11 protein-coding genes are annotated in these 12,363 nt (G+C 40.2%); 8 read left to right on the top strand and 3 right to left on the bottom strand.

Annotated features, from left to right (window positions below):
* Nucleotides 1-15 precede the first annotated feature (15 nt).
* Entirely contained in the window at nucleotides 16-2,208 is a 2,193-nt protein-coding gene (locus GJ691_RS07590; RefSeq protein ID WP_154365449.1) for an amino acid permease, read from the bottom strand.
* 86 nt (nucleotides 2,209-2,294) lie between these two features.
* Between GJ691_RS07590 and GJ691_RS07595 the strand changes: the two genes are divergently transcribed.
* Nucleotides 2,295-3,533, top strand: coding sequence for a M14 family metallopeptidase (locus GJ691_RS07595; RefSeq protein ID WP_154365451.1), 1,239 nt, complete (start codon nucleotides 2,295-2,297; stop codon nucleotides 3,531-3,533).
* A 164-nt stretch (nucleotides 3,534-3,697) separates the two neighbouring features.
* Here the strand turns inward: GJ691_RS07595 and GJ691_RS07600 are convergent, their stop codons facing one another.
* A complete protein-coding gene (locus GJ691_RS07600) occupies nucleotides 3,698-4,288 on the bottom strand; it encodes a pseudouridine synthase (protein WP_154365453.1) in 591 nt (196 codons plus the stop codon).
* Nucleotides 4,289-4,525: 237 nt separating this feature from the next.
* Between GJ691_RS07600 and GJ691_RS07605 the strand changes: the two genes are divergently transcribed.
* The 5 genes from GJ691_RS07605 (at nucleotide 4,526) to GJ691_RS07625 (ending at nucleotide 9,505) form a co-directional block, all read left to right on the top strand.
* Nucleotides 4,526-5,569: a dipeptide epimerase gene (locus GJ691_RS07605; RefSeq protein WP_154365455.1), complete on the top strand. Its 1,044-nt coding sequence runs from the start codon at nucleotides 4,526-4,528 to the stop codon at nucleotides 5,567-5,569.
* Nucleotides 5,570-5,572: 3 nt separating this feature from the next.
* Nucleotides 5,573-6,610, top strand: coding sequence for an N-acetyltransferase DgcN family protein (locus tag GJ691_RS07610; protein ID WP_154365457.1), 1,038 nt, complete (start codon nucleotides 5,573-5,575; stop codon nucleotides 6,608-6,610).
* A 153-nt stretch (nucleotides 6,611-6,763) separates the two neighbouring features.
* Entirely contained in the window at nucleotides 6,764-7,819 is a 1,056-nt protein-coding gene (locus GJ691_RS07615; protein WP_154365459.1) for an adenylate/guanylate cyclase domain-containing protein, read from the top strand.
* A 291-nt stretch (nucleotides 7,820-8,110) separates the two neighbouring features.
* Nucleotides 8,111-8,683, top strand: a complete 573-nt coding sequence (locus tag GJ691_RS07620) for a DUF4251 domain-containing protein (protein WP_154365461.1) — start codon at nucleotides 8,111-8,113, stop codon at nucleotides 8,681-8,683.
* A 132-nt stretch (nucleotides 8,684-8,815) separates the two neighbouring features.
* Nucleotides 8,816-9,505 carry a haloacid dehalogenase type II gene (locus GJ691_RS07625; protein ID WP_154365463.1) on the top strand — a complete coding sequence of 230 codons (690 nt, stop codon included), beginning with the start codon at nucleotides 8,816-8,818 and terminating at the stop codon, nucleotides 9,503-9,505.
* A 55-nt stretch (nucleotides 9,506-9,560) separates the two neighbouring features.
* Here the strand turns inward: GJ691_RS07625 and GJ691_RS07630 are convergent, their stop codons facing one another.
* Complete coding sequence (locus tag GJ691_RS07630) at nucleotides 9,561-10,445, bottom strand: AraC family transcriptional regulator (protein WP_154365465.1); 885 nt, start codon at nucleotides 10,443-10,445, stop codon at nucleotides 9,561-9,563.
* Between the two features lie 173 nt (nucleotides 10,446-10,618).
* Here GJ691_RS07630 and GJ691_RS07635 point away from each other — a divergent pair, with 173 nt between their 5' ends.
* Complete coding sequence (locus GJ691_RS07635; protein ID WP_154365467.1) at nucleotides 10,619-11,293, top strand: NAD(P)H-dependent oxidoreductase; 675 nt, start codon at nucleotides 10,619-10,621, stop codon at nucleotides 11,291-11,293.
* Nucleotides 11,294-11,319: 26 nt separating this feature from the next.
* The gene (locus GJ691_RS07640; RefSeq protein WP_154365469.1) at nucleotides 11,320-12,327 is read left to right on the top strand and encodes a zinc-binding alcohol dehydrogenase family protein; all 1,008 of its coding nucleotides are present in this window, start codon (nucleotides 11,320-11,322) and stop codon (nucleotides 12,325-12,327) included.
* Nucleotides 12,328-12,363: the final 36 nt, after the last annotated feature.

A 12,363-nucleotide genomic window follows, 5' to 3' on the forward strand; every position in this document is an offset into this window, starting at 1 on the left:
ATGGTTTGGGATTGGTTATGCCAAAATACTTTCGTGTCCTGAATCCTTTACAAAAAGACAGGAACTTCCTGTTTTTTCACTTAATTCCTGCACGAACCCGAATCGCAAATTGGCTTCCATTCCGAAAATATTCAAATCGGCTGAAGGTGCCGTTTCTACGATTTCCTTAAAGTCCCCAACAAACACATTTGTAAGGGTTTGGGGCAAGCGGGCCAAGTTGATCAAAGTTTCAAGGAATTGCTGGGCATTTTCCCGCTCTGTCTCATTATCGATAACGATGATCAATCTAATATTGGCCCTCCAGTTTTTCTTGAGCTTATAAGCTACAAGGATAGACAAATCCAGATTACCGATATCCCAGCCCAAATCCCAATTATCCTTTCTGTCCCTCACCCAAACATTGATCATATTCCGTTGGCCCAATTGAGCCTTTGGATGGGCCAAATATAAGAGAACGCCAATTTCCAATCGAATACATTCTTTGATCACGGGCCGCAATTCGGTCTCATAATCATCATGTTGTTGTAAATTAAGAAACACAATGTTGGGTTTAAAGAAAGCTCCTTGCAACGCCTGATTGCCGTAATTGACCCCTTGTGCAAAATCATCGCTATGAATAACCGTCCATGAAGAAAAAACCCCTTTGTTCCGAAAAGATTCGGATAAATCGGCCAGCTTATTCCGAAAGCCATCGTCTTCCGAAAAAGGTTCTATCCCCAAAAGTTTAATAGACCCTTTAGGCTTCGCTATATTCCGCAGGAATTGAAAATTCCCCTTAGCGCCACTAATATCCCTAATGGGCACCATCAGATTGGGTTTCCATGCCCTTTGTTGCATGGTTTTCATTCCCCAGGTATGTTTTGCCGCCCATTCCGCAAATGACACGAACAATCCGGATCTTACATCTTCAAAAGGAGTTTCCAAATTCTGTCGTGATAAAAACCAATAAACAACAAAAACGATACTTATTGAAAAAAGGCTTATGGTCGGATTAATAATGAACATCGCCAAAACGGAAGAAGATAACCCCAACCAGGGAATCCATTTATAAACCTTGAAAATAGGTCTATAACTTATGAGACCCAATCGTTGTTCAATGATCACCACAATATTGATCATAGCATAAGTAATCAAGAAGAACAATGTAACCAAAGGGGCTATGGCATTAAGATCACGTAAGAGCATGGTACCGAAAATGACTATTCCCGTAACGATCATTGCATTTCTCGGTTGTCCATTCGCACTTTTACCTGAGAGAAATTCACCATACGGTAACACGCGATGTTCCCCCATAGCAAATAGGATCCTTGAAGAACCAACTAAAGATGCCAATGCCGATGAAAAGGTCGCACCCAATATACCGGCAATAATAAGCGGCCCCACATAGGACTTCTCAACGATTACATTATAATTGGTAATCAATTCTTGTTCCGAGGCGGTACGTGCCAGCCAAAATGCCAAAAGCATATAAATAACGAAACTTACACCTATGGCCCAGAGTGTCCCTTGGGGAATACTCTTTTTAGGGTTCTTGAGCTCTCCCGACATATTGGCCCCTGCCATGATTCCCGTGGCCGCAGGAAAAAATACGGCAAAAACCAACCAAAAGTCACTACCATTGAATCCATTTTCTATAGACCCTTTAAAGGTTCCCCAACGAACTGCTTCTTCCGTAGGTATGTACATAGATCCATGGTAGGCCGCCAAAACTATTGAGAACAATGAGAGAACAATGATGATTATGATGAAAAACTGTGTTTTTATAGCCAAATCCGCACTGATGTACGCAATAGTCAGCAATACAGCGAAAACGATAATATCTATAAGAAAAGCATCATGCGTCGGGAAGATACTCAACCATCCTTCCCTAAAACCAAAAATGTACATGGTTACCGCCAATCCTTGGGAAACATACCTCGGAATTCCCAGACTACCACCAACTTCCAATCCAAGGGCCTGTGAGATGATCGCATATGCGCCACCGGCACCAATTCTGATATTGGTCGTTATCGCCGACATGGACAAGGCGGTACAGAGGGTAATCAGGAATGAAACTATAATTATAAGCCAAGCGCCCAAAAGTCCGGCATTACCGACCACCCATCCAAGGCGTAGGTACATAATAACACCAAGAATGGTCAGTAAGGTCGGGGTAAAAACCCCTCCGAACGTACCAAACTTTTTAGTATTTTTCTCTTGTGGTTCCAAATGTGTTGGCTATCTTGTTTTTATCAACGGGTTTTACTGACAAATTCCGATGATTTACTAAATATAGAATAAATAACCCTATTTCCATGAAATATTTAAGCATCGTCCTATTTGCTGTTATCCTCGCTTCATGTTCTTCCCCAAGACAATACAAAAAACTGAAAAATCATACGTATATCAATCCGGTGGATACTAAGACAAGACCCATCGATTATCAAGAAAGAGGCACGTTCATGTATGGGGAAGTGGGGGTGACCAACGATTTTCCATCCGCACGTTTGAACAAATTCGAGAAGATAAACGATAGTCTGTACGCTGCCACGATAAATCCGGAAAATTCACCGATCAATCCAAGCCCTTGGTATGCCTTTAAAATTTGGTCGAACAAGACAAAGCATATCGATGTTGATTTACAATACGGTGATCACAAACATCGCTATTCCCCTAAAATCAGTAGGGATGGTGAACATTGGAAAATTTTGGATTCCTCCTTTGTTCATTTAGGAATCGATAGTACATCGGCAAAAATAAACCTGAAAATAGATCAGGATACCCTTTGGGTCGCCGCCCAAGAAATACAGGACACCAAACGTGTTGGACAATGGATTGATTCAATCGCACAAAACAGTTTCGTAACGGCTAATGATGTAGGGAAAAGTGCCCAAAACAGACCTTTGTTCCATATGAACATTACGAAGGGCAGCTATGATAAAAAGCCTACCATAATCGTTATAAGCAGGCAACATCCACCTGAGGTTACAGGCTTTTTTGCCATGAAAGCTTTTATTGAAACCATTATCGCCGAGGGTGGAACCAATGGATTTTTGGAAAAATACAGGGTTATGGTGTACCCTTTAATGAATCCAGATGGAGTGGACTTGGGACATTACAGGCACAATACCGGGGGAATAGACCTGAATAGGGACTGGAGTGCTTACAACCAACCGGAAATTGTGCAAATCGCTGGCCACATGGTCAGGGAAACCAAAGCACATAAAAATAATGTACTATTGGGGCTGGACTTTCATAGCACCTTTTATGATGTGTACTATACACCCGATGAATCGGTGAAACGTAAAATACCCGATTTTACAAAAACATGGCTGCAACAGATCAAAACCGACCTGCAGATCGAGGATATTAACGAAAGTCCAGGCAAGGGAACACGGCCAACCTCTAGTGCATGGTTCAACCGACAATTCGGGGCAACTGGCATTACCTATGAAATAGGCGATGACACCCCTAGGGATTTCATTCGACAAAAAGGTGAAGTATCCGCACATGCCATGATGGACTATTTCTTAAATGAGGATTTAGGAAAATAATTCGTTTTTTAAGTAACAAATGAACCTATATCGTTACTTATACGATATAAAAAAATTTATGGATACGTTTAAAACAAATATCGAATATCTTAGAAAGAAATGGTGTCGATTTTATAAATGGGAGAAAAGGCAATTTCGAAAACTGCTTGGAATAAAAGGTTGATCTACATAGCAGTTAAAGTGTCGATTGCTTCAACCTCCCCTTCACTAAGTCCTTTCAAATAAACAGGACCTATTCGAACCCGGACCAGCCGTAACGTTGGAAAACCAACGGCAGCGGTCATCTTTCGTATTTGGCGAAACTTACCTTCAGTTACGGTGATACCGATCCAGGAGTTGGGACGATGCCTGCCAATTCTAATTTTCTTATTGGCATCGGGTAAAAATCGGGGTTCTGCTAGGGGTTTTACTTTACATGGTTTTGTTGTATATCTTTTTCCTTCAAACCCGATTTCGACACCTTTTTGTAACGTTTCCATGGCTTTTGTGGTAATTTCACCATCCAACAGGGCATAATATTCCTTTTCCGTTCCAGAACGGTTGATCGTATCGCTCAATTTTCCATCAGTGGTCATAAGCAATAATCCCTCAGACTTTTCATCCAATCTTCCAATGGGCATAATTCTTTCAGGAAAATCATATAATTCACCCAAAAACCGTTTGGTGCGATGCTGCCGGGCCTCATTGGAGGATATTTGACTGAGCATCCCAAATGGTTTATAAAGTTTAAAATGTTGGTGTTCTTTTATGGGCATCTAATTACAAAAATAGCAAAGGTTGTTATATCGTAACTTTATAAGTTAAATCTTAGGTAATTTATTTGGATAACTGAGGTTTCATATTGTAATTTCAAACTTTATTTCATCAAAAACAGCGGCAAGTCCCTGCTAGGAAAGTAATCTATTAAAAGCCAATACATTGTCCTAAAAAATTTAGAAGGGTACGAATTACCCAGCAGCTGCTGAACAAAATAAAACAACACAATTGAAGAAATGAAACTTATATTCAAAACAATTCACTTAAAAAAAAGATTTCCGCTACGAATTAGTCGTGGATTGGTCACCGGATCGGACAACCTCTTTGTGGGGGTAACCAAGAACGGAGTTACCGGTTGGGGTGAAATGGCACCATCTTCTACCCTTGGAAATGAATCCGCCGAAGAAGGTCAACAGTTACTTGAGCAGTTTTTCAATACCGGAATAGATCAACTATCCATAACTGAAATTTATGAGAAGGGGAGGGAATTCGGTTTACCTATGTGCGTGTTGGCCGCTTTGGATATTGCGATGTGGGACCAACTGGCAAAAACGGCCAAGCTACCTTTATACCGACTATTCGGAATTCCCTTGCCCAAAGTGGCCACTTCGGTGACCATAGGGATAAATCCCCCTGAAGTCGTAAAAGAACGCATTCCATTATTACTTGAAGGAACGGGAGTGCGTTTTTTAAAGGTGAAATTGGGATCTAAAGATGGCATTGAAGCTGATAAAGCCATGTTTTCGCAAGTTAAAGAAAGTACAAAGGATTATAATGTTGGATTACGCGTTGATGCCAATGGTGGTTGGGATGTTGACCAGTCTATTCATATGATGAAGTGGTTGGTCGATCTAGGCACCGATTATGTGGAACAACCTTTGGTTCATGGAAGGGAAGAAGACCTTCCTTTCATTTTCAAAAACAGACCGCTACCTATTTTTGTGGATGAGTCCTGCTATTTTTCATCCGACATTCCCCAATGGGCCGATTCGGTCGATGGGGTAAATTTAAAGTTGATGAAATGCGGTGGTCTAACAGAGGCCCTGAGAATCATTGCCACGGCCAAAGCCTTTGGTCTTAAGACCATGATAGGCTGTATGGGGGAATCCTCGCTATCCATATCGGCAGGAGCGGCCATAACCGGACTTTTGGACCATGTGGATTTGGATTCCCACCTTAATTTGGACCCCGATCCTTTTTCAGGTGCACAAATGATAGATGGGGTGATTATGCCAACAGAACGCTACGGTCATGGAGCTATTTTAAAAGAAGAATTTTAGATTATGATAGGAAAAGAAAAGAAATTGGCCATTTATATGGAAGGTAATTTAGACTCCATTTATGCCAAAATGGGGTATGGGGTTATGCGTTATTCGGAAAACCCGATTGTATGTGTCATCGATTCTGATTATTCGGGTAAAAAAGTGAATGAGGTCATAGACCAACCTTTCGAAATCCCGATTGTTGCCTCAGTAGGGAAAGCCATAGAGATGGGTGCGGAAGTCATGGTTTTAGGACTGGCCCCAACAGGTGGCAAGCTACCCGATACCTGGGTCAACGATGTTGAGAAGGCATTGACATTGGGTATGTCATTGGTAAATGGACTTCATGATCTTCTTGGTGAGCGTTTTGCCCATCTTTTGAATACCGATAAACCCGAACAGGTTATTTGGGATGTACGCAAGCCATTGACCGACTACGCCATTGCTAGGGCAAGGGCAAGTGCTTTGACCAACAAAAGGGTACTTATGGTAGGGACTGATATGGCCGTGGGTAAAATGACCGCAGGCCTGGAAGTCTATAAATGGATTAGGGAACAAGGGATTTCCTCTGATTTTCTTGCTACGGGCCAAATCGGTATAACCGTCACAGGCAAGGGTATTCCTTTAGATGCGATCAAAGTTGATCAAGCTTGTGGTGCTGTTGAACATTTGGTCCTTGAGGCCCAGGACAAGGATATCGTTTTCATTGAAGGACAAGGTTCATTATTGCACCCGGGAAGCACGGCAACCCTGCCCTTAATGCGGGGAAGTTGCCCTACACATCTTATTTTATGTCATAGAGGGGAAATGTCAACCTTACGTGATGTAACCGATATAAAAATCCCTCCCTTTAATGAAGTCATAAAATTGAATGAGGCCGTAGCACATGCCTGTGGCTCCTTTCCAAAGGCAAAAACGGTCGGAATTGCCGTGAACACAAGTAAACTCAATGAAAGTGAGGCACTTCAGGTTATTGAAAAGATAGAGAAAGAAACCGGTTTACCGGTAACCGATGTCGTGCGCTTTGGAGCGGAAAAAATTGGTCGGGCATTATTGTAATTCAAATTAATGGAAGGCACAAAGAAGTAATATAGCTTCATAGCGATTTGATTACTCACTATTTTTTGATCGCATTGATGTTTTTGGTTTGTAGATTAATGAGATGAATACCATTACTTATATGTAACTTAGATATTCTTTTTCGACGTAATTATGAACATAAGAACCAAAAGAAGGTGGAAAATCATTAGAAATTATATGATTAGCTGGACTTTGGCCTTTCTTTTCCTGGCCATAATTCGGGGTGTGGGTACGATCGAATTAGGTTCCATAAATTTTGAATTAAAGGAAGCATTGATTATTTCCTTTACTTTCGGCCCTTTTTTCGGTGCAATATCAGGATATGTCCAAAATATGACTGAAAAACGATACAATCAACGGGTTTCTGTTTATAGATTGATAGGTTTTCGGTTACTCTACGCGGTTTTGTTTCTGTTCTTTTTGGTCTTTATGGCCTATATCATGGTTACCCAACTTTTTGGTGAAGCACAAGGATTTATGGCCTTTGCCTTTGAACCGGGTATTATCCCTATTTACTTCTACATCCTGACCATTGATATCTTTATGCTTATTTTAAGACAGGTCAATTTAATGCTAGGGGAGAATAACCTTTGGAAATTATTGCAGGGTAAATTCTACACCCCTAGGGAAGAGGATCGTATTTTTATGTTTTTGGACCTACAATCATCTACAGAGCATGCCGAAACCCTAGGCCATATTTTATACAGTCAATTAATTCAGGATTGCTTTAATGATTTGGGGGTAGTCGTTGAAAATGAAGCGGAAATTTACCAATATGTAGGTGATGAGGTAATCCTTACGTGGGAGTTGAAAAAAGGGTTGCGCCACCAAAACTGCCTTAATGCTTATTTTAATTTCAAACACAGAATCAACAAAAGGAAGACCCATTACCAAACCAAATATAATTGTTTACCTTTCTTTAAGGCGGGAATGCATTCGGGTAAAATTACGGTTACGGAAGTAGGTAAATACAAAAAAGAGATTGCTTATCACGGGGACACCATCAATACAACCTCACGTATTCAAGGTCAATGCAATGCGCTTCAACAAGAGTTATTGGTGTCCCAACAATTAAAGGACCAATTGAATCCCATTGGATTCGAATTCAATGACTTAGGTAGCATACCGCTAAGGGGAAAGGAAAAAGAAGTGGTCGTTTATGGGGTATTGCAGACTCCCTCAAATTAAAAAGTCCCGACGTTACCGTCAGGACTTTAATAAACCAACCACTAAACTTAATGTAATCTGTAGAATTAAAATTCTTTTTCATAGCAAATTACCTCTCTATTAGTCGTGCTTTTTTCACACACCTTACAAATTATACGATTAAATACCCGCTTAATTTATGATTACCTATCAAAATAGATATTTCCAAAGATCATAAAACGCTATATATAAAAGAATTAACAGATTTTTGAGAATCGATTTACCTAAAATAATGTAATTTAATAGGATAAGATATCTGATAATAAGTAAAAAATGAAACGAAGAAATTTTCATGTGATATTAGGCTTTGTGATAATTTTATTATGCGGCTGTGGTGGTACTAAGAATGCAGAAAAGATCAGCCTCAGAACCCAACAAATTGAGACCCTTAAAAATGTCGTGGATGCTAAATCTTACACGATTGAAGTAAATACGGCATATCCTATGCAAACTTATGCGGTAACCCGAGTTACCAATGCCTTATTGCAAAATACAGGAAATTCAGCTTCACGAATAAATGTCAATGGCAATTTTATAGAAGTAAAGAACGACAGCATAAAAGGGGTATTATCCTATTTTGGGGAAGTAAGGACCGTTAATTCATACAATCCCAGGGATGGTGGAATAAATTTTGAAGGCGTACCTACCACCTATGAAGTTATTGAAAATAAAAAGAAACAAACCTTGAACATAGAGTTCGATATCAAGAATAAGATTGAGCCTTATAATGTTATTATCCAATTATATCCTGATAAAAGCGCAACTGTAATTGTAAACAGTCCGTATCGTACATCTATACGATACGATGGCACCTTAAAACCATCCGAGGTCGAAGAAAATCTTTAGTTCGGGTGATCGTACTTTGTTGCAGTGTATTAGTGCAGTATTAAATATTCCTGCAGTAATTTATTTCAATATTTTTTGTGATACTTTAGCTTAAGATCAGCTCAAACCAAAAACAAAAACGACTTAAACAAAATGACTACACTTACACGCCCCAAAATCCTGTTCTTTGACGTAAACGAATCCCTATTGGATTTAGGTGGTTTAAAAGAAAGCATTGGTAAGGCTCTTGATGGCCGTGAAGATTTAATGTCGTTATGGTTTACGACCATGTTACAGTATTCCCTTGTAATGACAAGCAGTCGTCAATTTACCGATTTTGGAACTATAGGCGCAGCGACCTTGAAAATGGTAGCCGCGAACCACGGCATTCCGGTGTCGGAAGAAAAGGCCAAAAAGGCTTTAAACCCGCTGTTGTCCTTACCCTCACATCCAGAGGTAAAGGAAGCTTTGAATAACCTTAAGGATGCAGGGTATACTTTGGTTTCGTTGACCAACTCTTCAAATGATGGTGTAAAGGCGCAATTCGCAAATGCTGGGTTAACCGGTTATTTCAACGAAATGTTAAGCGTTGAGACTGTTGGGAAATACAAACCGGATAGCACGGTTTATGATTGGGCCGCTAAAAAAGTTGGGGCACAACCCCATGAATGTTTAATGATCGCTGCCCACGGATGGGATATTGCCGGAGCAATTTGGGCTGGTTGGAGAGGGGCTTTCATCGCCAGACCGGGCCAACAATTGTTCCCCCTGGCACCTTTGCCCGAAATCAATGAACCGGACCTTTTGAAAATTTCGGAAAAACTTATCGCCTTGGACAATTAGCCCAATACTCCCTAATTTCAGGAAAAACACCCAATTAAATTCGATACGTAAGGAATTACGCTACACAGGAATTTCTTTTCAAGAGCATATATTCCCCATTTTTCTTGAATTCCCTGATTGAAGTACCAACATAGCGCTTAAAGGTCTTGGACAGGTGACTAACATCGGTAAACCCCAAGTCATCCGCAATTTCGGTTAACGTATAATCAGAATTCAGCAATCTGATTTCCACTAATTTCAATTTTGCTTTGAGTATATATTCCCTCAGTGACATATGCACCTGCTTCCTAAAATACTCACTTACATAAGTGGGGGACATTAGAAAGGTCTTGGCCAAGTTTTCAACCTTTAAAAGTTCAGGCTTATCCAAATGCTCGTTGATATATGCCAATATTCGTGTAATTCGATCATCGGTATTGGCCTTGGGTAAATCAAAATAAGTACTTTTCTTAATGTTTCTGATCAATATCTCAAGAATACTGGTCATAAGGCTAGTAATTAAATTAATGGATTCATCCCCATAATTCCTCGACTCCTGTAAAATCATCCCGATAAGGTTCTCCATATATTGCCTATCCATATCATTTTTTATAATATCACCGGGCAATTGGTTATAGTTGGACAAAATATAGGAAGCTTCTTTAAACCATTCATCCCTATCTATGGTGGATCTACCAACATTCTTAAAAAACGAATCGGTAAACTTTAGAAATACAAACTTAGTAGGCTTTTCTATTGTAAATGAATGGCACTTTAATGGAGGCAAAAGAAAAAAATCATTCTTTGCATAAGTGTATTCATTATAGTTGATGCATTGGGTTCCCTTTCCTTCTTTGATGAAAACCAATTCGAAAAAACTATTCTTAACCGGACGTTGTTTCCAGTCATTTAACTCAATTTCTTGTATATCAAAAGGTTTTTTTGCCTCAACAAACTCCATTTCTATCAATTTAATGGCCAAAATTAAGGTTAAAATCTCTAAAAGTTCTGTTAAATCACATCACAAACCTTTTAATGTACATAAGTAACCTCCATTTATACAATTTATGGGATGAGGGTGCTATTTATATTTGCCCTATAATTAAACAGTAATAAGCATAAATACTTTATTTAATGAATACTCCAAACATTTCAAAAGAAGAAATACTGAACGCATTTCAATTTAGACATGCGACCAAAGAATTTGACCCTACCAAAACCATTTCGGACGAGGATATGAGGTTTATCCTGGAAACCGCACATTTATCCCCAAGCTCATTTGGTTTTGAACCTTGGCATTTCATTGTGGTACAAGACAAGGAATTACGCGAATCGTTAAAGCCGGTGGCTTGGGGAGCCCCTTTAAAATTGGATACGGCGAGCCATTTTGTATTGGGATTGAGCATGAAAGCCCCTATGGTAAAACATGATTCTGATTACATTATGCACATGATGAAAGACGTAAAACAATTGCCCGAAGACGTTATTGAAATGTATTCCAAATTTTATAGGGAATTTCAGGAGCGCGACTTCAATCTCGACAGTGATAAAAAGTTATTCGACTGGGCTTCAAAACAAACCTATATCTCCTTGGGTAATATGATGACCGCTGCCGCCTTAACAGGTATAGATAGTTGCCCCATCGAAGGTTTCCACCAAGAAAAGGCAGAAGCCCTATTGAAAGAGAAATTTGGTGTAGATACAGATAAGTACGGTTTGTCGTTCATGGTAGCTTTCGGTTATAGAAAAGCGAATCCAGAATTCGGAAAATCAAGAAGAAATTTTGAGGATATCGTTACTTGGAAGTAAACACATCCATCTAAAATAGAACTACCATGAAAGCAATAGGATACAAAGAGAATCTTCCGATAGAAGATAGTAAATCGTTACAAGACGTGGAACTGGCCATGCCAAAGGCCACGGGTCACGATATACTGGTCGAGATAAAGGCCATTTCGGTCAATCCGGCCGATTATAAGGTACGTGCCGGAATGCCCGTTGAAGGCGACGACTGGAAAATTATTGGCTGGGATGCTACCGGAACCGTAAAGGAAGTAGGAGAGGACGTTAGCCTATTCAAGGTGGGGGACGAAGTTTGGTATGCTGGCGATTTTACACGGCAAGGAAGCTACGCACAGTTTCAAGTCGTCGATGAGCGCATTGTGGGCAAAAAACCGCTAAGCTTGTCTTATGCAGAAGCTGCGGCACTGCCCCTGACTTCGCTTACGGCTTGGGAAATGTTGTTCGATAGATTGGAAGTGGCCAAAATCGATGCCAACAAATCCATTTTGGTCATTGGTGCAGCGGGCGGTGTGGGCTCCATTTTGGTACAATTGGCCAAAAAGCTGACAAAACTGAACATTATCGCTACCGCTTCACGTGAAGAGACCACGGCCTGGCTACAGGAATTGGGTGCGGATACCGTAATCAACCACAGGAATAAATTAAGTGAAGAGTTTGAAAAATTCTCACTTCCCGCCCCGGAATACGTGGTAAGCTTAAATGCAACGGAGCAACATGTTAACGAAATTGCCAAGCTGATCAAACCCCAAGGCAAATTCGGATTTATAGACGACCCCAAATCATTGAACGTGATGCCTTTTAAAGGGAAGGCGGTTTCTACACATATCGAGTTGATGTTTACACGTGCAATGTTCCAGACAGAGGATATGATCGAGCAGCACCACATTCTCGATAAAGTTTCCGAATTGATTGACAACGGCACTATAAAAACCACTTTGGGAGAAAACTTCGGAACCATAAATGCCGAAAACCTTCGTAAGGCCCACGCGTTTTTGGAAACGGGAAAGGCAAAAGGAAAGATTGTTTTAGAGGGATTTTAACCCTGTTTACAAAAACGATGTTTAATTGGTGTTTGA

Origin of the sequence: Maribacter luteus (assembly GCF_009674825.1) — a bacterium.
Classification (GTDB): domain Bacteria; phylum Bacteroidota; class Bacteroidia; order Flavobacteriales; family Flavobacteriaceae; genus Maribacter_A; species Maribacter_A luteus.